General features: G+C 56.8%; 18 protein-coding genes. 9 read left to right on the forward strand and 9 right to left on the reverse strand.

The window, feature by feature from the left end; translation table 11 throughout:
- Positions 1-163: 163 nt before the first annotated feature.
- From ABEA92_RS19655 to ABEA92_RS19665, 3 genes are all read right to left on the reverse strand, one after another.
- Positions 164-1021, reverse strand: coding sequence for a cell division protein FtsQ/DivIB (locus ABEA92_RS19655; protein WP_345685715.1), 858 nt, complete (start codon positions 1019-1021; stop codon positions 164-166).
- Between the two features lie 122 nt (positions 1022-1143).
- Entirely contained in the window at positions 1144-2022 is an 879-nt protein-coding gene (locus ABEA92_RS19660; protein WP_345685556.1) for a UDP-N-acetylmuramate dehydrogenase, read from the reverse strand.
- 148 nt (positions 2023-2170) lie between these two features.
- Positions 2171-2575, reverse strand: coding sequence for a thioredoxin family protein (locus tag ABEA92_RS19665; protein ID WP_345685557.1), 405 nt, complete (start codon positions 2573-2575; stop codon positions 2171-2173).
- Positions 2576-3302: 727 nt separating this feature from the next.
- Between ABEA92_RS19665 and ABEA92_RS19670 the strand changes: the two genes are divergently transcribed.
- Positions 3303-4313: a Gfo/Idh/MocA family protein gene (locus ABEA92_RS19670; RefSeq protein ID WP_345685558.1), complete on the forward strand. Its 1011-nt coding sequence runs from the start codon at positions 3303-3305 to the stop codon at positions 4311-4313.
- Between the two features lie 83 nt (positions 4314-4396).
- Here the strand turns inward: ABEA92_RS19670 and ABEA92_RS19675 are convergent, their stop codons facing one another.
- The 3 genes from ABEA92_RS19675 to eno all read right to left on the reverse strand — a co-directional run bounded on the left by ABEA92_RS19675 (position 4397) and on the right by eno (position 7165).
- Positions 4397-4783, reverse strand: a complete 387-nt coding sequence (locus tag ABEA92_RS19675; RefSeq protein ID WP_345685559.1) for a hypothetical protein — start codon at positions 4781-4783, stop codon at positions 4397-4399.
- 385 nt (positions 4784-5168) lie between these two features.
- Positions 5169-5723: a hypothetical protein gene (locus ABEA92_RS19680; protein WP_345685560.1), complete on the reverse strand. Its 555-nt coding sequence runs from the start codon at positions 5721-5723 to the stop codon at positions 5169-5171.
- A gap of 161 nt (positions 5724-5884) precedes the next feature.
- Positions 5885-7165: a phosphopyruvate hydratase gene (gene eno / locus ABEA92_RS19685; RefSeq protein WP_345685561.1), complete on the reverse strand. Its 1281-nt coding sequence runs from the start codon at positions 7163-7165 to the stop codon at positions 5885-5887.
- 266 nt (positions 7166-7431) lie between these two features.
- On the opposite strand from eno, the gene ABEA92_RS19690 reads away from it, so the two are divergent.
- The gene (locus tag ABEA92_RS19690) at positions 7432-8055 is read left to right on the forward strand and encodes a riboflavin synthase (RefSeq protein ID WP_345685562.1); all 624 of its coding nucleotides are present in this window, start codon (positions 7432-7434) and stop codon (positions 8053-8055) included.
- Positions 8056-8183: 128 nt separating this feature from the next.
- Positions 8184-9101, forward strand: coding sequence for a 16S rRNA (adenine(1518)-N(6)/adenine(1519)-N(6))-dimethyltransferase RsmA (gene rsmA / locus ABEA92_RS19695; protein WP_345685563.1), 918 nt, complete (start codon positions 8184-8186; stop codon positions 9099-9101).
- A gap of 44 nt (positions 9102-9145) precedes the next feature.
- Here the strand turns inward: rsmA and ABEA92_RS19700 are convergent, their stop codons facing one another.
- Positions 9146-10261, reverse strand: coding sequence for a hypothetical protein (locus ABEA92_RS19700; protein WP_345685564.1), 1116 nt, complete (start codon positions 10259-10261; stop codon positions 9146-9148).
- A 425-nt stretch (positions 10262-10686) separates the two neighbouring features.
- Between ABEA92_RS19700 and ABEA92_RS19705 the strand changes: the two genes are divergently transcribed.
- Both ABEA92_RS19705 and ABEA92_RS19710 read left to right on the forward strand, forming a co-directional pair.
- Positions 10687-11355, forward strand: a complete 669-nt coding sequence (locus tag ABEA92_RS19705) for a HEAT repeat domain-containing protein (RefSeq protein ID WP_345685565.1) — start codon at positions 10687-10689, stop codon at positions 11353-11355.
- Between the two features lie 154 nt (positions 11356-11509).
- On the forward strand, positions 11510-11767 hold the full coding sequence (locus ABEA92_RS19710; RefSeq protein WP_345685566.1) for a hypothetical protein: 258 nt from the start codon (positions 11510-11512) through the stop codon (positions 11765-11767).
- A gap of 107 nt (positions 11768-11874) precedes the next feature.
- Here ABEA92_RS19710 and ABEA92_RS19715 read toward each other — a convergent pair whose 3' ends face one another.
- Complete coding sequence (locus ABEA92_RS19715; RefSeq protein ID WP_345685567.1) at positions 11875-12957, reverse strand: DUF255 domain-containing protein; 1083 nt, start codon at positions 12955-12957, stop codon at positions 11875-11877.
- Positions 12958-13533: 576 nt separating this feature from the next.
- Here ABEA92_RS19715 and ABEA92_RS19720 point away from each other — a divergent pair.
- The 4 genes from ABEA92_RS19720 (at position 13534) to ABEA92_RS19735 (ending at position 18285) form a co-directional block, all read left to right on the forward strand.
- Positions 13534-14697 carry a hypothetical protein gene (locus ABEA92_RS19720; RefSeq protein WP_345685568.1) on the forward strand — a complete coding sequence of 388 codons (1164 nt, stop codon included), beginning with the start codon at positions 13534-13536 and terminating at the stop codon, positions 14695-14697.
- Between the two features lie 518 nt (positions 14698-15215).
- Positions 15216-16475, forward strand: coding sequence for a beta-ketoacyl-[acyl-carrier-protein] synthase family protein (locus ABEA92_RS19725; RefSeq protein ID WP_345685569.1), 1260 nt, complete (start codon positions 15216-15218; stop codon positions 16473-16475).
- A 57-nt stretch (positions 16476-16532) separates the two neighbouring features.
- Positions 16533-16793, forward strand: coding sequence for an acyl carrier protein (locus tag ABEA92_RS19730; protein WP_345685570.1), 261 nt, complete (start codon positions 16533-16535; stop codon positions 16791-16793).
- Between the two features lie 97 nt (positions 16794-16890).
- Positions 16891-18285: a phytoene desaturase family protein gene (locus ABEA92_RS19735; RefSeq protein ID WP_345685571.1), complete on the forward strand. Its 1395-nt coding sequence runs from the start codon at positions 16891-16893 to the stop codon at positions 18283-18285.
- 697 nt (positions 18286-18982) lie between these two features.
- Here the strand turns inward: ABEA92_RS19735 and ABEA92_RS19740 are convergent.
- A complete protein-coding gene (locus ABEA92_RS19740) occupies positions 18983-21895 on the reverse strand; it encodes a hypothetical protein (protein WP_345685572.1) in 2913 nt (970 codons plus the stop codon).
- Between the last annotated feature and the right edge of the window lie 96 nt (positions 21896-21991).

Consider the following 21991-nt stretch of genomic DNA (forward strand, 5'->3'; position numbering starts at 1 on the left):
CGTCACGAAAGCCGTCAAGATTTTCGGCGACAACGGGGACGAAGCGAATTTGAATTCAACGTAGCCTAGGCTACGTGAGGTCATCCAGGCGGCAGTAATAAAATCGACCCGTGATGGCGGCCTCGTTCGTGGTCGCATCGTCTGGGGCGGTCGCACGTCTGGTTTATTCCAACCGCGCTCGCTTGGCCAACCTTAGGTCGCCATTGGTAATCTCTTGGCCGCTCATCAACGCGTGCAGTTTCATCTCGACGGTGCGTTCGCCGCCCTCTTCGAGTCCTGGAGGGCTGCCCCACAGCAGACGACGGTTGTCGGTGGTGGTGATCTCTAGCTGTGGCACCGCGTTTTGCCGAGCATCGCCGTACACCCCGATCGCTCGCACCTTGGTCTGTTCTCGCACGGGCGACAAAACGCCTGCCAAGCGAGCTGCGGCTTCGACCCGAAGATCGCCAAAGGGACCACCCACCACGCCGGTCGGGTAGACGTCGGGGACTTCGATATGGATGTAGTCAAGCGTTTCAGATTGAGCGAACTCGGTGGTCGGCAACAAGGTGCCGGTGCCATCGATCGGGAAAAAGTAGCTCTTTGAATCGGCTTCGTTGGGTTTAAAGACATGCACCATCGCCACTGGGCGTCGGTATTCCAAGTGCACATCGACCGTGCCACCCGGCAATTTGCGAACGCTGATCACCCGGCTGACCCATGGATGGGTGGCAAATGCCGAGGCAATCTTCGCCGTGGCTTGGACATCCAGCAGAGACAGCTGGTCAAGTGCGGTGTCGCGAAAGACCGTTGCCGGGATATCGGTGCGGATGTACCCCGGCGGCTCGGTGACTTGGATGTGATCGAGCTGCACCCCGTAGAATTTGCTGGCAACGTGTTCAGCCCCCCAGCGATCCCAGGTAACATAGCCGCCTACGATTAGCATGACAGGCCAAATAAAGGACAGCGATGCGGGAGCGACGATCAGCCGCCGAATCATATCGCGAATCGGGCGGGGGCGGTCGTCGCGATCTGATTTCATCGCCACCGTGCTTGCCTCTTACAATCCATTGTGATTCGTTACGGAATGCCTGGCGGTCGCCAGCGTCGTCACCGTGCGGACGCGGTCATGTCCATCACGACGCGACCCGCTAAGCTGGGTCTCTACCAAATCTGCAGATTCAATTGCAAGTCGATCCCGGTTTGCAGCAACACCTGTTCACGTACTCGCTCGATCAAACGCAAGCATTGTTCGCTGGTGGCGCCCGTGTGCGCGATCAAGTATTGAGGATGGTTGGCATCAAGTGAAACATCTCCCTCACGCACCCCTGCCAGCCCGCAGTTTTGGATCAGCGTGTTTGCTGGCATTCCATCGGGATCGACAAAGGGCGTCGCGATTCGCCGCTGTTCACTTGGGCGATCCGCATTTCGGCTGATCCACAACTTCTGCATCCGTTTGGTCAATGCAGAAACATCGCGTGGTTCGAGTGCAAAGGTGACCTTCAGCACGCCGAGCCCGTTCAGCGCCGTTTTACGGTGCGAAAAACCCGCTTCGTGCTGATTCAATTCCCGCGTCGTGCCATCGTTTTCGATCACCGTGATCGTTTCGACGACCGATCCAATGTCTCGGCCTCCGTTGGAAACGTTGCCCACCACGGCTCCGCCGACCGAACCGGGGATACCGACGAGATGTTCGAGTCCGCCCAAACCGGCGCCGACCGACTTGATCACCGCGTGAGACAGTTTTGCCCCGGCCCCGGCGATGAGCCGGTTGTCTTGGATTTTGAGTTCGCTGGTGGCCGCCGCGGCGAGCGAGATGACCAAGCCGTCAAAGCCCGATTCTCGTACCAACACGTTGCTGCCGCCGCCCAGGATGCGGATCGCTAACCCGGCTTCGGTGGCTTCACGGTAAACGCGTTGCAATTCGGCTTCGTCGACCGGTTCAGCGAAAAAACGAGCGGGGCCACCAATTCCAAGCCATACCAATGGTGAAAGAGGTTCGTCGGTGCGAATCAGATGGTCCAAATCCTCAGAGAAGCTCATGCTTTGTGTCTGCCTTTCCAGTTCCATTTTGGGTCAATGAACACACAGAATAACCGATATCCCAAAAAAAAGCGTCAGCTGTGATTCAGGGGGCACAACTGACGCTTCGATCTTACTGTTTTCCTATCGGCCAAACCGGAGGTTCGGTTTAGCCCTGTCGATCCAAGATGGCTCTTCGGATGAGCGTGCGGACCGGTTGCTTAGGTTGAAAACCCATCAAACGACGACGATTCCACTGACCGGATTCGGTCTTCGTGAACATAATGATCTGAGGCAACATGTTTTCGCCTTGGGTGAGTTGTTTGGCCAACTCAGGGTCCCGATCTTTATCAATAACTGCGACACAAACTTCGTCCAATTCGCCCGTTTCTGCCATTTGCTTGATGGTCGAATCTTTCAGGACGTGACATGCGGGGCACCACTCGGCGCCAACGACGACCATCAAAGGCTTGTTTTCTTCAATCGATTGCTTGTAAACCGAAGCGTAGTTCTGCTGCATCTGTTGTTCGCTTGTCACACTCGACAAGACCAAAGCTAAAAGCAACGAAACCATTCCAGACTCCCTAGGTTTTCGGGGTACATCAATGTGGGCGGCGGCACTCTGCCAACCGATCGAGCCCTCATCGCAATGAAAGCTTGATCAAACGAAATATTTGGAGACCACAAGGATGTTGAGACAAGATTCCTATCCGAAACGCCTTAGCGACTTCCATGAAGTCAACCGTTTTTGCTGATCTTTCACTGCCTCGCGTTGATGGCGTGACGAGAAAGTTCCGCATTCCTGCGTTGAAAAACGATTGATTGCTAAGGAGGAGCTTTTCTAGGGAGAATTGCGACCCTCAATTTAACGTCAATGAGGGGCATTCTTCCCGCGGAAAGCCTGCTCGCAATCACCCCTAATCCGCAAGTCTCAAGGGCTTGCCGGTTAGGTGTTTTTGGCGAGTTGGGAGGATTCTATGGATGAGTCGGATGGCCACAAGGGTCAACGTTGCCATTTTTTCGAAATGGACCTTGGGCGAGATCGGCGTTTTTGATTGGTACAACTCTATATTTTGGTATGCTCAACGCTAAACTATTGTTCGCAAACGGTTTCGGGCGTGCCAAAAAGGTGTGCCAAGTTGCCGCACCCGGCTGAAGGTGGGGTGCTCAGCGACAGGAAATTTTTCGGGAATACGGATTTTTAATACGGTTTTGAGTTCGGATTGTCGCTTTTGCGGCCAACCTGACTGCTTTGCAATCAATTCATCGGTTTAACACGTCTTTCGTTCGATTGGTTATGTATGAAGCTTCGCATCGGTTTGATCGGTCTAGGGGATGCATGGCAAACCCGTCATCGGCCTGCGTTGCAAATGCTGCAGGAACGATTTGATGTGCGTGCGATCTTCAGCACGGTTTCAAAATTGGCGGAAAATGCTGCCGCCGAATTTCAAGCGGATCCCGTCGACGGCTACCAAGCCCTTGTCTCACGCTGTGACATTGATGCCGTCTTAGTGCTTCAGCGTAGCTGGCTCGGTTGGTTGCCGATGTTGGCGGCGTGCGACGCAGGCAAAGCAATCTATTGGGCTGGGGATCTCGATTTCGACCCTGTCGAAGCGGGCCGGATTCGCGAGGTCATTGACCGCAGCGGCGTGGCATTTATGACCGAGTTTCCAAAGCGGTTTGCTCCCGCCACGCTGCGGCTCAAAGAATTGATCGCAACCCACCTCGGGCCTCCGCGTTTGGTGTTTTGCCATCGACGCGTGCAAGTCGATCCTGCGGCCCCCAAGCCCAACACCGTGGTGGCGAACCCGCTGCAGCAAGAATTGATCGAGTTGATTGATTGGTGCCGATACGTCGTCGGTCGTGAGCCTCAGAGCGTGGTTTCGACAGGGCTTAGCCATACCACACCCGCCGATTACGAATGCATGAGTTTGCAGTTCGCCGGCGCCGACCCCAAGCCGCCCGTGACGGCGCAGATCAGCTGCGGCAGCTACATTCGCTCGGCTTGGCACGAAGCGGTCAGTTTCCGTCCCCCTTCGGCGATGCAGATCTGCTGCGAACGCGGCGTCGCCTTTATCGATTTGCCATCCACGTTGGTATGGTTTGACGATGCCGGTCGACATCTCGAATCACTCGAAACCGAACTGCCTGTGGGCCAGCAATTGCTAACCCAGTTCTATCGCAGCGTCACCAGTCTGGTGCGAAACATGAGCGACCTGAATGACGTGTATTGTGCCGGCAGTATTCTGGCAGCTGCCCGAGAAAGCTGTCGAAACGGGCAGCGGATCGATCTTAAAACGCGAATCTCCTAACGGCCATCTGCATTGATGCGAAGCAGGTGGTTTTATTGCTCGCGCCGCTGCACCGAATTCGATGGCCATGGGGCATCGCGGCCTTAGCGAGGCACTCGTGGTGCGGTAAAGGTGACGGTGGGGACGCAGCCGATCGAGGTCATGGACCGAGTCGGCATGCCGGCCGAGGCAAACAAGCGTTTCATCCCGATCATCAATCGGTGCCACATCTCAATCGTTTCCGGGGTGCCAATTTCGATCGCGTCCTCGCGGCTGAATCCTTGTTCGCTGACGCGGACCGTGGGAGCGAGGTGCAGTAGTGCTTCGATCATCAAGTGGTCTCGGCAATCTTGTTCGCTTAAGCCGTTGTCATCGTAGATCCACAAATGGGATTGCAGCATTTGGTCCAGTGCGTTCATCGCCGCCGATTCTGGCGATTCAGCGACAAGGATGGTTTCGATCGAGCCACATTGAACGTAGAACTTTGCCATTTGATTTTCTTCCGTGATAGCGTGGGAGGTGATGTTTTTCACATCGAACGTTTGGGTGACACGTCTATCATCGCGGGCGGCCGGACACGTCTGGTCAAAGCCACCGCAGAAACTCAAAAGAAAAAAAAGCAGGGAAAAAACACCGCGTTTTTGCGGTGTTTTTCCCTGCTCGGCTCGATCGTCGTGTGGGGCCTTTATGGGTTTGAAGTAGGCGGTGCAAGGGCAGGTTCACCAGCCCTCCCCGGCCGCTTCCTGCGGCCGACCCTCCCTGAAGGGAGGGTGAATTTGCTTTCGTGCCAGCTCCCAACTCCTCACTCCTCACTCCTCACTCCTCACAACGCCGCCTCCGCGGTCCAGCCTACCTTGGGCACAGCGTCAAACACGCCTACATCCCGGGGCTGAATTGATCCGGGCCGCCTGCGATTGGCATGTGGTCGTACTTGACGATTTTCCATTGGCCGGCCGAGTCTTTTTCGAAATGCAGCAGCAGCCGACGCGGTACTCGCACATCTCGGATCCCGCCTCGTTTACTGCTGACGTCCACCTTCACGCTCATGTCGACATCGGCTTGCGGCGGATAGCTGCCTTCGATCATCACGATGCTGCGAATCCGGTTGACTTGTGCCAAACTGAAAATGTAGTTCGGTAGCTCGAGTGCTGCCTTGGCCTTGGTCTCTGGATCGCCGATGTAATTCAGCGCCGCGTCGTGGTCATTGGCTTCGACCGCAGCCGCTGCTTCGTAGATGATCGCTTCGATTTGTTCGCGATCGGTGACCATCATGGATGAAGCGATCCACACCGCAGGGATCAGCAGTAGAAAGACGATTCCCACGACTGCCGCCGCTCGTTTGCCCGTTTGGGTCCAACCATAAAGTAGCGATCCTCCGATCAGACCCAACATCAACGAAATCAACAGCGGTTGTTCAGCAAGGACTTGCATCGGGATCGAGCCTTTTCGCAGTAGAGGAGCAAGCAGTAGGGGCGGCAAGTTGGAAGCGGTGTAGCCATGAAAAAAGGGCGGTGTTCTTTCAAACACCGCCCTTTGACAAAGCGTGTGCCGCTTTCAGGGTACCATCGTTTGCGGAGGCCCGCTAACCAGGATTAAGCTCGTTTGGGGAACAACGGTCCGCCGTATTGAGCCGCATCGCCCAGCATTTCTTCGATGCGGAGCAATTGGTTGTACTTGGCCATTCGGTCGCTACGGCTTGCTGAACCCGTCTTGATTTGTCCGGTCGACAGTGCCACTGCGAGATCCGCGATCGTCGAGTCTTCGGTTTCACCGCTGCGGTGACTTGCAATGGCGGTGTAGCCATTGCGATTGGCCAATTGGATCGCGTCGATCGTTTCGGTCAGCGTTCCAATTTGGTTGACCTTGATCAGGATGCTGTTGCCAATGCCTTCGTCGATACCGCGTTGCAAACGTTCGACATTGGTGACGAACAAGTCGTCGCCAACGAGTTGGACTTTGTCGCCCAATTTCAGCGTCAGCTTCTTCCAAGTTTCCCAATCGTCTTCGTCGCAGCCATCTTCGATGCTGCAGATCGGGTACTTGCTGCACCAATCGGCCAAGAAGTCGACCATTTCGTCGCCCGACAATTCTTGTTTGTCGATCGTGTACTTCTTGGTCGAGCTGTCGTAGAACTCGGTCGACGCCGCGTCCAACGCGATGAAGACTTGCTCGCCCGCTTTGTAGCCCGCTTTGTCGATCGCGGTCATGATCACGTCGAGTGCTTCTTGATTGCTCTTCAAGTCCGGTGCAAAACCACCTTCGTCACCCACTGCGGTGCTGTAGCCCTTGTCGGACAACACTTTCTTCAGGTTGTGGAAGACTTCGGTACCGCAGCGAAGTGCGTCGCTGAATCGCTCGAAACCAAGTGGCATGACCATGAATTCTTGGATATCGACGCCATTGTCGGCGTGCTCGCCCCCGTTGATGATGTTCATCATCGGGGCTGGCAATAGACGCGCACCCGCACCGCCGAGGTAGCGGTACAGCGGTTGGCCTGTGGACGAGGCCGCAGCGTGGGCAACCGCCAACGAAACGCCAAGGATCGCATTGGCACCAAGTTTTTTCTTGTTGGGGGTACCGTCAAGTTCCAACATGGTGGCGTCGACTGCGGCTTGGTCGGTCGCATCGAGACCTTCGAGTGCTTCGCAGATCACGTTGTTGACGTTATCGACGGCGGTTTGGACCCCTTTGCCCATAAACACCGATTTGTCGCCATCGCGAAGTTCCCATGCTTCGTGAGCACCGGTGCTCGCTCCGCTAGGAACCGCCGCACGACCATGGGCGCCGTCGCTGAGCAGGACTTCACATTCCACCGTGGGGTTTCCGCGGCTATCCAGGATTTGGCGCGCGTGAATTGCTTCGATCAGAGTCATCAGAGGGCCTCGTAAGATATTGCTAAAGAAGGATTGTTGCGAAAAGTTTTGTAAGTTAGTTGGGTAAATGGGGGGCGTGCGACGCCAACTGCGTTGTGCAAACTGCCGGCATTTTGTCCAATGCGGCACGCTGTGGCTACCCGTCACTGATTCTCAAAAACGAATTCGATTACAGCGATGCGACCCGCAGCGGCAATCTTTCACTCCGCTTCTAAACTTTCCTGACCCTTATAACTAACCGAAACCCCTTACAACGAACCGAAACGATGTTCACTGGACTTGTCGAAACGGTCGGCCGAATTGCCGAGATCCGAAACGAACCTCCCGGACGACGCTTTCAGATCGAAGCCTCCTCGATCTGCGAAGGTGTTCAGATCGGCGACAGCATCGCGATTAATGGCTGTTGCTTGACCGTTATTGAGATTGACGGCAGCATCTTGGGCTTCGAAGCGGGATCCGAAACGCTCTCTCGCACCAATTTGGGCCAACTGAAGCAAGACAGCCCGGTCAATCTCGAACGCTCGCTCGCGGTCGGCGATCGATTGGGCGGGCACTATGTGACCGGACATGTCGACTCGCTAGCGACGTTAAGAGAGCGTCGTGAGGATCCGCCTTGGGCTCATTTATTTTTTTCCGTGCCCGAGAATTTGGCCTCGCAAATCGCTTCCAAAGGCAGCGTCGCGGTTGACGGGGTAAGCTTAACGGTGGTCGATGCAGGTAAGGATTTTTTCAGCGTCGCGTTGATTCCGCATACCTTGGATCAAACGACGCTGGGAAACTTGGCTGTCGGAGACCACGTGAATTTGGAAACTGATGTGCTGGCAAAGTACGTCCAACGTTCGATGGAATCTTTGCGTCCCGAATCGTTACCACCCGAAGCGACGAATTGACCAGCTACTTTTCACGAACGCAACAAAATCAATGATCGGTCAAACTGGCCGCAGAGTTCCCCGATTTTTCGAGGAAGCCTGTCTTGCTAACTTGTTCGATGTCTAGAACCTCAAAGAATGAAATCCCCGTGAACCAACCACGACAAACCGCATCGTATCTTTCCAAACGACTTGCTGCCGCGGGACTGCAACCGGTATCGCGATACGGCCAAAACTTTCTTATCGATCTGAACCTCGTTGACCTGATCGCCAATTCCGCAGGGATGCGCAAAGACGATGTCGTCTTGGAAGTGGGCACCGGCGTCGGTTCGTTGACGTCACGATTGTCCGACGCCGCCGGGGCGGTGTTGTCGATTGAAATCGACGAAAACTTACATCGCTTGGCAAAAGAAGAATTGGGGTGGCGACCGAACGTGCGATTGTTACAAGGCGATGCACTTCATAATAAAAACACGCTGCGTCCTGATATGATGGAACAGATTCGTGATGCGATGAACCGAATTGGTGAGAACGCACGTTTCTTGCTGGTCGCAAACTTGCCCTACAATGTGGCCACGCCGATTATCAGCAACTTGATGCTCGAAACGCCTTCGCCCGATGTGGTCGTCGCGACGATCCAAAAGGAAGTCGGCGATCGCATCGTTGCCCAGCCCGGCAGCAAGGATTACGGCGCACTGAGCGTGTGGCTACAATCGTTGTGCGAGTGCAGCATTGTGCGAGTGTTGTCGCCCAAAGTCTTCTGGCCGCGACCCAATGTCGATTCGGCCATCGTGCGTTTGGATGCACGGCCCGAATGGCGAGAAAAGATTCCGGATCTGCGCTACTTTCACGAAACCGTTCGGGCACTCTTCTTTCACCGACGCAAGTTCTTGCGCAGCGTCGTGGTGAGCGGCATGAAAGGTCGTCTGGACAAACGTCAAGTCGACGAGGTGCTCGGTTCGCTCGGTTATAGCGAGAATGCACGCACCGAAGAATTGCCGGTGGCCGAGATCCAGCGTTTGGTCGAAGCACTGCGACAAGCCGAAATCAAAACCAAAGCATCGTAACCGCTACGATGCCGGTTCTTCGATCCGGCCGACATCTAAGCCGATCATTGCCGCGGTGAAACCACTAGCGTGTCGTCGGTCCATGTGACATCGACGCCCGCTTGTTTAGCGATCTCTTGGACCAATTGACGTAGCGATGCGTTCTGCATGCTCATCGTGATCAATTGGCTACACGAACCCTCTGCCGCCGGATCGATGCGGCAGGCTCGACCCGCTGCGGCGGCAAGTTTCTCTAGCACCTCTCGCGCGGATGTGTTCTGCAGTGTCAGCGTCAAGTTCTCTTTATCCAGGCTAACGCTTGCTGCTTGCCTTGCCGCTTGGCTGGCCAAGAACGCTTGGATCCCGGCACGATGAGCGGCGGCCGTTGCGGTGATCTCGATTTCGTTGCCGGAGTGACTCAGTTTGCTCTGCCGGTCGACGCCGCGAATCGCCGCAATCACGGCCGTTCGGTTGGCGTCTAACCGATAGGGAATCGTAAAGCGTTTCGCAGCCGAAGCTGCCGTTTTTGACACCGCTCCAGCCTGCGATGGCGATCCGTTCGGCAACGGTGGATGATCGAACTGGGCGGTGACCAGTGTCGTTGCCACGTCCGAATCAATCGATTTCCAATTGGCTGCGGGCCACAAATCATGAGGCAGCTCGCGCAGCGGTGTTGCCTGGCCGCTGGCGGTGGCGATTCGTCGGATCGCTTCGCTAGGTGTCGTTGCTACGGGCCATTGGACGTCAATTTTTGTGGACGCCGCTTTGCCAGGGGCTGTCGAAAGCGACAGGATCGATTCGCTTGTACCGTCCACCCACTCGGGACGCCCAACGAGCAGAACGCCCCCGACGGGCATCACAACACAGCCACGGGACTCGGCTACCTGCTGAATTCCAGCAAAAACGGTCGGGCCAATTTGACCTACATGGACGTTCACCGAAGGGTCGACGTGCCGATCCAATACGATCGGGATTTCCACGCGATCGGCGAGCTCCGAGATGACGCTGCGAAACGGTTTGCCGTCGACAATGGCTCGGCTTGTCGCAGTGAGTCGAGCGAAAAATGGGTTGGCTAGCGAAACGGATTCCGCCGCGATGGAAGGATCCTGACCCACAGCAAAGTCGCAATGTACAAGCGATCCCCACAGGATCGACAGTGTTAAGATGGCGAAGATTTTCATGACGGTGGGGATAGGTAAAAAGCGTGCCGCCGAGTCCATCGCAGCGGCGTCGGACAAGGGCTGGGAATCAAGGTGGCTGCGCGGATGTCAGGGCGGAGATCCCATCGTGGTCGATCACGCCGCAGGGTCAATCACGAGTGTCCGCCCGAAAAGCAAATCAGTGTGATAAGTTGGCGTTTGGTTGGTTGCCGAGGACGTTGGCGGCAACTAGACTCGCACGAACTTAACATGATTGTACGCGAAATTACGATGTTTCGCGATTCGATTGTGCGGAAGATCAGGGAGGGTTGACCGAGCAGTGGTCGCCAAATGATCAAGGTCGCTAAGGCCGAGGCCCATGACGGGATCGCTTGCCGCTCCAAGTCGATTGCGTAACATGCACGCGACTGACATTCGTTATTTTCCTCATCCTGATGGACTTCCTTGTGACAACTCCCCTCGTGCGGACGACTCGATTGACGATCGCCTATCGGCGGTACCTCACGTCAGCCAATTCGCCTCAATTTGCGGCGGAAGTCGATGAGTACTACTCCGCTTCGACGTTGACCAGTCTGCTGCGTCGCAGTGACGTCGAGATGCGACGGGCGTCGGCCCTTGCATTGGGCATGCTAGGGGATCATCGTTCGATTGAATCGCTCGGCCAAGCACTATCGGATCCAGATCGCGGAGTGCGTTTGGCGGCGGATGATTCGTTTCGAGCGCTGCTGGTGCGCGATGCCGCGCCGCGTCATCACCAACAACTGTTGCAAGTGATGCATCTGAATGACGGAGCCGAGTACGCTGCGGCGCTTGCGCCGACAATGATCCTCGTCGATCAAGCTCCACGCTACAGCGAAGCGTTTCATCAGTTGGCAATCTGTTGGCAAGGGCTGGACAATTCTCCGCAAGCCGAGACCGCGTTTCGGACTTGTTTGTGGCACTGCCGCTATCACTACCCCGCGTGGCAAGGGCTGGCTCGTTGCCGGATGCTTGCTCGCGATTATGAAGGCGCGATCGCGGCGCTTCGTCGCTGTGTCGAGATCTGTCCCGACATCGAAAATGCTCGCGTGCAGATTCGGGTGTTGGAGCGGCGGTTGCGTCAAACCGATGCCTGACCCTTTGATGCAGGGTATCATGGTCGAGGGAGAGTGATCGGTTGAGCGTGTTGCCCGATCCTAGCTTGCCTAGCAATTAGAAACCGCACACCCTGTAGCCGGCACGCGTTTGCAACGCCAACTCCGCAGTGATTTAGCAGATAGAGGAAACGAGATGAGTTACGACGAGCCACTTGTCGGATCGCTTGCCATTGCGTTCGCGGTGGTCTCCAGCGTGATTGCCGTCGGTCCTTGGAGTAGCCCCTATCAGTTGCGAAGCATCGCAGCGGTGCGAGGTCGGTTCGGTAAACCCGCAGCCCGCTGCGTCTGGTTGGCCGTTGCGATTGCAGCGTTTGCCGCAGGCATGGCGATCCTCAGCGGAACTCGACCTTCGTACGCCGAACCCGGCGGCGTGCACGCGATCGAGCATTAGCCGCCCCTCTTCACGTCGTGGACGAGGCAACGAGTCCCAAGTCCACAGCTTTCATTCATCCGCACGGATTCGTCGACTCATCCACGACCTGCGGACCTCAGCCGACCCTAGGTTCCGGGGTTGGCGTCTTTGACAGCTTTGTCCATCACTTTGATCGCTGCGTCGGTGTAGCGATGGTGTTCGTTCCAGAAATGGTTCATCGCAGCTTCGTCGGCAAAGAAGAACATGCGGTTGTGAGTTGGGTCTTTCAGACCCCATTCCCGTTTGCCTGGCACGATACGACGTTCTTCAAAGAATCGCACGACGTCGATTTCGTTCAGCACGGGCGTGTAGGTCACAGGATCGGCTAGGAACGTTTCCATCGCTTCGGCACTGGCAAACAAGTACAGCTTGCCGAGGTGAATCACACCAAAGTCAGGCCGTCCTTCCACCCAGCGGTCTTCTTTGATGACGGTCACGGCACAGAAGCCTTCCATCGCAAGTCCTGGTTGATCCGGTTTGCCGGTCGTCTTGGCGGCGGGCTCGGCAGCGGCCAGCGGTTCGACTTCCGCTTCCGGCAGCGATTCTTCGTTCACTTGGCTTGGCATGCCCAACGTCATGGCGTCGGTGCGAGAACCCGCCAAGATCCCTTTCGCACCGCCTGCGAATTCACCCGACATGTTAGCCGACGCCGGAGCGGCGGTGACCTGAGGTGCAGGAGCGTGTGGAGTCGTGGAAGCGTGCGGAGTTGTTGGAGCGGGTGGGGCTGCGGGCGATTCTGCGGCAACGTGTTGCTCCGATGGCGAAGCACTCGCTTGAATTCCCAGTGGCACGGCGGATTGCAACATTGCCACATAGCGATCTGCCGCTTGCGGGCTGACCGTATGCGAAATTGTCTTGCCGTTGGTGGTCACGATCACGTCGGTCGGAAATGCTTTGACTTTGAACATCTCCACCAGCTGTGGGTTCTTGCCCGCATGAATTTTGACGGGGATGTAGTTTTCGCTTACCGCGGCGTCGACAATGGGCGCTTTGAACGCACCTGCTTCGAGTCGATCGCACCAAACGCAGTTGTCGCTGTAGAAGTGCAGCAACAGCAGTTTGTTTTCTGTCTGCGCTTTTGCGTGTGCCGAGCGAAGATTTTCATTCCAAGCAATGTCGGCGGTCGCAAATGAAGATGCGGTCACCGCAATGACTGCGGAAAAAAGCATTGAGAGGGTTACCGTACGCATCAAACCTGTCCTGCCGTCGTGAAAGCGTGGGTATAAAAGGCGGAGCAAAATGCGCTCAGCTGGAGTTGGTATCGGCAGTAACCATCCTGCCACTTAAGCCGAAAGTACAAGTTGGGGAGACTTTGACGCCACTGCAATCGACACCCCCTTTTGGAAATCACTCCGGAAAGTCGATTGAGGATGCGGTGGGCCGATGACATCTCCCTTGGGTAACGCTCCGCTATAAATATCACCCGGTTGGGGCGAAAGCAGATGGCGTTGGGCCCCGCACTGCTACCGAAACCCTCGTCCTTGCGGTTTCCGTGGCGACCCACAGAACTTGAGTCAAACACGGCTAAAAACTGCGGTTTTGTCGCTCCGCCGAACGATTCCCAGCCTAGCGCGGTTTTCATGCTTGGGTGTCAGTAGTCCCCCCGGGTTTGCTTGGTTTTTTCTTGCTTGTTTTAGGCCATGTCGTAGGTTTTCCTGGCGACTTATCTCGTTCAGGGATGAGCAAATCAAAAAAATCCAAGATGCGGCCCCCTAGGCCGCGTCCATTACGGGGAGCCAAATAAAGTGACTAAAATCAAATCAAAAATGCTGATCGCACTGGCAGCCATTGCGACATCGGTCGGGGTTCAAGCCGCAAACGCGGAATCGTCGGTGCGCTTGCCAGCCAACAATTCCGTCCACATGCAGCAAGGTGGCGACGTGCTGCTGCAGCTCGAGGTGCCCAGCGGTGAAAGTCGGCAATCTTTGTCGTATGCCACCGTGACGGTCGTCGATCGCAACGGCGTAGCTCGCAAATTTCAAGCGGACCAGCAAGGCATTGTGCGGCTGACCGGTATTTCGGCACAGCCATATGCTGTCGTTGCGGCCAACGGAAACGCGTATGGTTCGACATTGATGGTCGTGCGTCCCGAGGACGTTGCAGCCGCCAATCCGAATCCGGCGCGGATGACGCTCGCTCAAGTCAACTCGAGCAAGCTGATGCCGTGGATCGACCGCTACACCAAGCAATTCTCGAACAAACATGCCAGTCAGCTGGGGGAGGTGGCGGTCGACATCCCAACCGAGACCAGCACGACCGGCAATCGCATTGAACTTGCCGACGGCGGAGTGCTCAACGGACAACTCGTTTCGGTACTCACCCAAGATGGCCGCGAAGTTTCGCTCGAGGGAACCGAAGTCGTCTTGATGCACCGCGGCGTGGCGGTCGGAAAAACGTACGCGGAAGCGAGCGGAGCGTTCCAATTCAAAGGGGTCCGCAGCGGCCCTCACGGAATCGTCGCTGCCGGACCTTCCGGTTACGCAACACTTGCCTTTGAGGCCGTTGGACAGAACGACTTGGTCAGCAAACGCGAGCCTGGACATCACTTTGTTTCCGTGATGAACCGCGAAACCTCGAGTCTGCTGCCCGTCGTGATGGTTCCGCCGGCCATGATCCCCGGCGTGATCGATCCGTTTGGCGCCAGCGTGATGAGCGAACCGATCCCCTCGGTCAACGGCAGTGAGTTGACCGGATTTGGCCACCACGGCGGTGGATTTCACGGCGGTGCTGTCCAGGGCGGCGGTGGCGGCGGATTCGCCGGCGGCGGCGGTGGCGGAGTTGCTGGCAGCGGCGGTGGAGGACTTGGCGGCCTCGGACTGCTCGGGGGAATTGGAGCGGCGATCGCGATCCCTCTAGCAACGGATGACGATGATGCCCCAGGCTCGGTCGCATCGCCTTCCGGTTTCTAACGCGATCCGCATGCGGTCAAAAATGCGGCGATTGCCGTTTTGACAACACGATCCGATGACTTTGAAAACCGATGTCACCCTAAAAAGGGGGGCGTCGGTTTTTTTGTGCTTCCTCGGAACGTTCGCGAAGCGGAAGTCGTCAAAGCCTTCGTTTCGATGACGTCCACGCTCGAAACGCTTGCGAGTCTCGCTACGAGGAAAAGCCCGTTCCACCTCGGCACGCTGAAAGCCTAGCCACCGTTGTGCAGTTCGGCTTCGGAGATCAACGCCTCGAGCAATCGCCATTGTCCCCCAACGCGGACGGCAAGAAGCTCGCCGGAATTGCCCGCAAATTTGCCGTCTGGCGGCGATTCCGAGTCGCAAGCGTCAGAGAGGGCGTTGCCAATTTTTATTGGAATTGTTAGCCTGCGACACTTGCTGAACCAACCAATTCCGCTGTTACGTTGCCTGTTTTCGTACGGTTTTCAGAAGCAGTTCAGCTTCCCCCATTTCAGTCACCCCCTTCGGCAGCTGCCTACGTGATTGCCCCGAATCGTGCATCTCAGCTTCCTGACGACCAGCGCATCGTCATTACCGGTATCGGTCTAACCGCTCCCAATGGGAACGATTGGACGTCGTTCCGCCAATCGCTGCTGGAAAAACGCAGCGGCGTTCAGCCCTATGAAATTCGCTATTTTGGCAAAACGCTTGCCGGAATTTGCGATTTCGACACCAAGCGGTACCAATCGAAGAAGGACGTTCGCCGCGGTACCCGCGCCGGCAGCGTTGGGGTCTATGTCGCCAACGAGGCGATCGCCCATAGCGGTTTGGATTGGGAAAACGTCGACAAGTCGCGAGTCGGGATCTACGTCGGCGTGACGGAACACGGCAACGTCGAAACCGAAAACGAAATCTACGTCATCAAAGGCTTTGATTACGACACCAGTTGCTGGTCGCACCACCACAACCCTCGAACGGTCGCCAATAACCCGGCGGGCGAGATCTCGCTGAATCTTGGGGTGACGGGACCCCATTACACCATCGGGGCCGCCTGTGCCGCAGGAAATGCGGGTCTGATCCAAGGCGCTCAGATGTTGCGGCTCAATGAGTGCGACGTGGCGATTGCGGGCGGGACCAGCGAAAGCATCCATACATTTGGCATCTTCGCCAGCTTCAATAGCCAAAATGCATTGGCTACCCACGAGGACCCCACCAAGGCATCTCGCCCGTTCGACATGGATCGCAACGGAATCGTGGTTGCCGAAGGCGGCTGTTTGTACACGCTTGAGCGGCTCAGTGATGCCAAGGCCCGCGGAGCCGAGATTTATGGCGAGTTGGTGGGGTACGCGATCAACACCGACGCGACCGACTTTGTCTTGCCCAACCCCGAGCGACAAGCTCAATGCGTCGAGATGGCGCTGAAACGAGCCGGGTTGGACGCCGAGCAGATCGATATCGTCAGCACCCATGCCACCGGAACGAGCAGTGGCGATGCCCAAGAATGCAAAGCGCTTCGCAGCATTTTCGGGAATTGCAGCACGGTTCGATTCAACAACACAAAAAGTTATATTGGGCATGCGATGGGAGCTGCCGGTGCCCTGGAACTTGCCGGCAACTTATCATCCTTCCGTGATCGCGTGGTTCATCCCACGATCAATGTCGATAAACTGGACCCGGACTGTGATCTCAATGGCCTCGTGATCAACGAGCCTCAAGAGGTGCCTCAGGTCGACTACGTGCTGAACAATTCCTTTGGCATGCTGGGGATCAACTCGGTCGTGATCATCGGTCGAGTTTAGTTCGCGTAGCTTCTTTGCAAAAAACTCTGTTTCCTATTCCTCCAATTCCAAAAACAAATGACCCCTGCTGAAATCCGTGACGAGATCCTCGATATTCTTGAAGACATCTCGCCCGATGATGATTTGGAAAATCTTGATGATGCAAAACCATTCCGCGAGCAGTTGGAATTGGACAGCATGGATTTCTTGGACATTGTGATGGAGCTTCGTAAGCGTCATCGCGTCCAGATTCCTGAGGAAGACTACGGGAACCTCGCCAGCATGAATTCGACCGTCAGCTATCTCGAACCGAAGATGAAAGACATCGTCAAGTCTTAGTTCGTTAGGGCTTCGCGGTCGATCGCGGTATTTCACGCGGTGCGTTTTGTATCGCACTCTTACGCCAACGTTATTCGCCAGCAGTTAAGTTCACCCTTTGTACGATACGATCATCATCGGCGCGGGAATGAGTGGGCTTGCCGCCGGCATCCGCTTGGCCCACTTCGATCAACGCGTCTGCATTCTCGAGCGGCATTACACCATCGGTGGACTCAATTCGTTCTACCGCATGGGCGGTCGCGATTACGATGTCGGCTTGCATGCGATGACCAATTTCGCACGCAAAGGCGACAAAAAAGGGCCGCTGGCTAAGTTGATCCGCCAGCTTCGATTTCGTTGGGAAGATTTCAAGCTGGCCGAGCAGAACGGATCCTCGATCCGCTTCCCCGACATGTCGCTTGATTTTGATAACGACATCGCTCAGCTCGAAAACGAGATTGCCGAAAAATTCCCAGGCCAAATCGATGGCTTCCGATCGCTCTGTGCCGCGTTGTTGGATTACAGCGACATGGACGGCGACGACCCTAGTTTCATGCGGTCCGCTCGCGAGGTGATGGCAACCCATTTGTCCGATCCCCTGCTGATCGAAATGTTGCTCTGTCCGTTGATGTGGTACGGCAACGCTCGCGAAAACGATATGGATTTTGGTCAGTTCTGTATCATGTTCAGGGCCTGCTATTTGGAAGGCTTTGGGCGTCCCTACAAAGGGGTGCGTTTGATCCTGAAGAATCTGGTCCGCAAGTTTCGCGGACTTGGCGGGGAACTAAAACTGCGCAGCGGTGTGTCGAAAATTCACGTCGACAACGGTCGCGCGGTCGGCGTTGTACTCGATGACGGCACGGTCATCGAAGGCAAGCGAATTTTGTCATCCGCAGGCAACATTGAAACGTTGCGGATGTGCGATGATATCAGCGAAGTCGATGTCGCACGTGCTGGTAAATTATCGTTCATCGAATCGATTTCAGTATTGGACAAACTTCCCAAAGAGATTGGTTTTGATCGCACGATCGTGTTCTACAACGACAGCGATCGATTCCACTGGGAACGCCCCGAAGATCGTTTGTGTGACGTTCGCACCGGCGTGATTTGTTCGCCGAATAATTACGTCTACGATGCGGAGGAAGGCGAACTGCCTGAAGGGGTGATTCGCATCACGACACTGGCCAACCATGATCATTGGTGTGCATTGCCCGAGGCGAAGTACCGAGCCGAGAAGGTGATTCAGTATGATGCCGCGATCGAATCGGCGGTCCGTTTCATGCCTGATTTCCGTCGTCACGTTGTCGATACCGACGTCTTCACCCCCAAGACGATTCGCCGCTTCACGTGGCACGACAACGGCGCTGTTTACGGCGCTCCCGACAAGCAACTTGACGGCACGACTCATCTACCCAACGTCTTTTTGTGCGGCACCGATCAAGGCTTTGTCGGCATCGTCGGCGCGATCGTCAGCGGCATCAGCATGGCCAATCGCCACTGCCTGCAAGTCTAGCGGCGAGGTCACTCGCGTCCGCTGCCACTTCTCCCAAAACGCAGTTTGGGAGAGGTCGAGCCGAGCCTTCAGCGACGCTCAGGGGAGGGCTTGTCTCGGGCTCACTCGCACGTTGCTATCTTGCTGGTCATTCACTTGCGGCATCGCTTGCTTGGTCGGCCCTCACCCGGACGAGGCCTTTTGAGGCCCGCCCGACCTCTCCCCAGCTTCGCTCGGGAGAGGTGGCTTGCTGCGTGTTACCTCTCCCAAACGCAGTTTGGGAGAGGTCGAGCAGAGCCTTCAGCGATGCTCGGGTGAGGGCTTGTCTCAGGCTCACTCGCACGTTGCTATCTCGCTGGACATTCGGTTGCAGCATCGCTTGCTCGGTCGGCCCTCACCCGGACGAGGCCTTTTGTGGCCCGTCCGGCCTCTCCCTAGCTTCGCTCGGGAGAGGTGGTTTGCTGCGTGTTACCTCTCCCGAACGCAGTTTGGGAGAGGTCGAGCAGAGCCTTCAGCGATGCTCGGGTGAGGGCTTGTCTCGGGCTCACTCGCACGTTGCTATCTTGCTGGTCATTCACTTGCGGCATCGCTTGCTCGGCCGGCCCTCACCCGGACGAGGCCTTGAATTCCCGTCCGGCCTCTCCCTAGCTTCGCTCAGGAGAGGTGACTTGCTGCGTGTTGCCTCTGCCAAAATGCAGTTTAGGGAGAGGTGCCGGCGTTAGCGGTCCGAGTAGACCATCGTGCTCTCTTCCTTGGTCACAGGCACCGCGGATTGGTCGCTGGTCACGATCGCTTTGACGATGTGAGTGCCTTCGGCGGCACCGCGGACGCGGACGCGATAAACCAATTCGCTGTTGGCGGCGAGCAGCGGTTTGGGAGCAAAGAAGATTCCGCCACGGCCATCCTCTTGGGCTTCGCCGTCCGACGCGATTCGTTCGATGCCAGGAGGCAGTTGCAGCTGGACTCGGACGTTGCTGTCGTCACGTGAGCCACTGTTTTTAACTCGAATTTCGTAAATCGATTCACCGCCCACTTCGATTGGGTCCGCTGAATCCGTGATCTGGAATGTCATCTCAGCAAGCGATTCGACGACCACCGAGCTTTCGCTCTTGGCGATCACGCCCAGATCGGCTCGGGCATCCAGAACGATTTTGCGATTGCCCTCTTCGACGGGTAACAACGTCAATGGAACCTTGCCTCGTCCGCCCTTGGGCAAACTTTCCAAGTACCAAGACACCGCGTGTTGTGAAGGATCGTATTGGCCTTCGAAGTCGGTGCTGACGAACGTGAACCCACGATCAAGCTGAGCTTTGATTTCGACGTGAGTCGCATCGGCCGTGCCGTTGTTGACGATTTCGAGTTGATAGGTCGCGGGGCGTTCCAAGAAACGGCGAGCCGGACCGGCAAGCGCGACTTGAATCTCCGGAGCAATGACCTCAACATCCACAGTGTGTTCGGTGGTCAAGCCGTCATCGGCAACCAAGCGAATCGTGTTTTGGATCATCCCAGGGGCAACCGCTCGCATTCGCAACACTTGGTGACGCGTTTCGCCCGGCGCCAATTCGCCCAGTAAGTTGTCGAGTTGTTTGCCTTTGGGGTGTTCCAATCCATCGGGAACGTCTTCTTGAACGACGACGCCGGTGGCCGCTCCGGTTCCCGGGTTGGATACTTCGACTTCGATTTCAAGTTGTTGGCCGATCAGCACCTGCTCAGGGGCATGTTGGACGACTTTTAGTTCGGGGCGAGTGCTCATCGTTCGCACCGAAGCAGCCGCTTCGAACGTGACGCGAGCGACACTGCCGAGTTCGCCTTCTTGTTCGGGGACCAATTGCATCGTTACGGTGCGTTCGTCGCCAGCTGGCATCGCACCGAGTTCCCAGACGAGGATTTCGCCTTGTTGCTGCGGAGCGGGCGATGCATCAATCATTCGCATGCCTTGCGGGACGCGATCATGAACTTGAACGTCGAGTGCTTCGACCGAGCCGACGTTCTGGACGTGAATGACAAACGATGCCGGCTTGCCGACTTTGACTTCACTCGGAGCTCGTTTTTGGATCACGATGCTCGGGGACTGAATGCCTTCGAGTCGACGGTCGCCGGGCGAGGCAAGCGTTTCCGCTGGATTGACACGGACGGGTTGGGCCGCGATCGGGGCGTCAAATTGTTGAGGGGCCGGTGCGGGAGCCGCTTGGTTCACCATCCCTGGCTGCAGCGTTCGCGAGGCGATTCGCTCGTTGCCGAGGTTGCCGTCGTTGTTGTAGGAGGGCGTTGCAGAGGGATACGATTGCGGAGCCGGCATCGCGTCGGCCGCAGCACTGTTGCCAGCCGGCCCGTAATTGCCAGCCGCAGTATCGTTGGGGGCAGGTCCGTAGTTATCCGCAGGCCCGTAATTGGCAGCGGGACCATCGTTGGCAGCAGGTTCGTAATTCCCCGCAGGCTCGTTGTTCCCCGCAGGAACGTTGTTCATCGAGGAGCCGTAGTTGTCCGCGGCACCATACGTGTCGGTCGGTCCGTACGATCCGGCCGCACCGTAGGGGGCAGCCGCACCGTTAGAGGCGGATGGGGCACTGGCGACCGAGGGTTCATTGCCGGTAAGCGAACCAGCGGGGCCTGCGTTGGCTTGAGCGGCAGCGTCAAACGAACCAGACGGCTGCGGGGTCGAGGCTGCAGCGGGTGACATCGTTTGTGCAGCAAAACCAGGCTGCCCGTAATCGTCTTGTGGGCCGAGCTCAGCACTCGCAGCTTGTTTGTCTTCGGCACCCGATTGGGCTGGCATCGCTGCGCCGCCGTCGTAGGCCATTGCCGATGCGTCGCCGCGTAGCGAATTGTCACCGCGGAGCATGTTGCTTGGTTCTTCGGAGGCTGAGGATGGATTGGCAAAGCTTGGTGATTCCTCGGCAGATGCCATCATCGATGCGGAAGTCGGCAACCCCATCGTTGCGGCTGCGTCGCCACTTGCTTCGGGACCGCGAGTGTCAGCGTCAGGGGTTGGGACATCCATCGACATCACGGCGTCGTTGGGCATGGCGGTGTCTGCGGGAGCCGATTCGTTGATCCCCATCACCGCAGCGGGCAATCCCCAGCCTTGGTTGTTCGGCGTGGCCATCGGCTCGTCCGCCGCACCAGCTTCCGGTGTCTGCAGTGCCGCAGCATCGAACGAAGGGGCGTCAAGCGATGACGCATCAAACGCGGGAGCATCGAAAGCGGGGCCAGCGTCAGCACTCGCACCTAGCGAATCAGGCAGTGGCATCGAGTTGGCGGGGCCGTTGGTCGGTTCGGTGTATTGGACTTGCGCCACCCCGCCGTAGTTCGCAGCGATATCGGACGCTGCGGGTTGGCGGATGGGAGCGGCTTCGTCGAAGGAGCCATCGACTTTGCCTAGAGGGCCTTCGGGCATGCCTGCGAGTAGCGGGGTGGGGCCGGCGGCGGGGTCGGTCGTTTCGCTGTCGACGCTGGTTTCGGCATCGACACCCACGATCGGAGCGGGCAATTGGCCGGGGGCTGCTGCGGCGGCCAAGTTCCAGTCGGATTCGTGGCGATCGCTACGGTCTTTTTGGGCTTGCGCTGCTGCTAGAGCTCCGAGCAAAATCGTAATCGCACCAGCGGCAAGTCGTACGCCAAATGGTTTCATGGGTCGCAATCCTTCGCGAGAAAACTAGCCAAATCTTTTGGCCTCTAACCTATCGTTAGCAAATTTATGAAGGCTAGCGGAAGAGCAAAACCGAAA

The organism is Novipirellula caenicola, from assembly GCF_039545035.1.
GTDB lineage: Bacteria > Planctomycetota > Planctomycetia > Pirellulales > Pirellulaceae > Novipirellula > Novipirellula caenicola.

What these genes read in the sequence shown, in the direction of transcription:
- ABEA92_RS19655 (WP_345685715.1), bottom strand. Translation starts at nt 1,021, where the DNA reads ATGAAATCAGATCGCGACGACCGCCCCCGCCCGATTCGCGATATGATT.
- ABEA92_RS19660 (WP_345685556.1), bottom strand. Translation starts at nt 2,022, where the DNA reads ATGAGCTTCTCTGAGGATTTGGACCATCTGATTCGCACCGACGAACCT.
- ABEA92_RS19665 (WP_345685557.1), bottom strand. Translation starts at nt 2,575, where the DNA reads ATGGTTTCGTTGCTTTTAGCTTTGGTCTTGTCGAGTGTGACAAGCGAA.
- ABEA92_RS19670 (WP_345685558.1), top strand. Translation starts at nt 3,303, where the DNA reads ATGAAGCTTCGCATCGGTTTGATCGGTCTAGGGGATGCATGGCAAACC.
- ABEA92_RS19675 (WP_345685559.1), bottom strand. Translation starts at nt 4,783, where the DNA reads ATGGCAAAGTTCTACGTTCAATGTGGCTCGATCGAAACCATCCTTGTC.
- ABEA92_RS19680 (WP_345685560.1), bottom strand. Translation starts at nt 5,723, where the DNA reads ATGCAAGTCCTTGCTGAACAACCGCTGTTGATTTCGTTGATGTTGGGT.
- eno (WP_345685561.1), bottom strand. Translation starts at nt 7,165, where the DNA reads ATGACTCTGATCGAAGCAATTCACGCGCGCCAAATCCTGGATAGCCGC.
- ABEA92_RS19690 (WP_345685562.1), top strand. Translation starts at nt 7,432, where the DNA reads ATGTTCACTGGACTTGTCGAAACGGTCGGCCGAATTGCCGAGATCCGA.
- ABEA92_RS19700 (WP_345685564.1), bottom strand. Translation starts at nt 10,261, where the DNA reads ATGAAAATCTTCGCCATCTTAACACTGTCGATCCTGTGGGGATCGCTT.
- ABEA92_RS19710 (WP_345685566.1), top strand. Translation starts at nt 11,510, where the DNA reads ATGAGTTACGACGAGCCACTTGTCGGATCGCTTGCCATTGCGTTCGCG.
- ABEA92_RS19715 (WP_345685567.1), bottom strand. Translation starts at nt 12,957, where the DNA reads ATGCTTTTTTCCGCAGTCATTGCGGTGACCGCATCTTCATTTGCGACC.
- ABEA92_RS19730 (WP_345685570.1), top strand. Translation starts at nt 16,533, where the DNA reads ATGACCCCTGCTGAAATCCGTGACGAGATCCTCGATATTCTTGAAGAC.
- ABEA92_RS19740 (WP_345685572.1), bottom strand. Translation starts at nt 21,895, where the DNA reads ATGAAACCATTTGGCGTACGACTTGCCGCTGGTGCGATTACGATTTTG.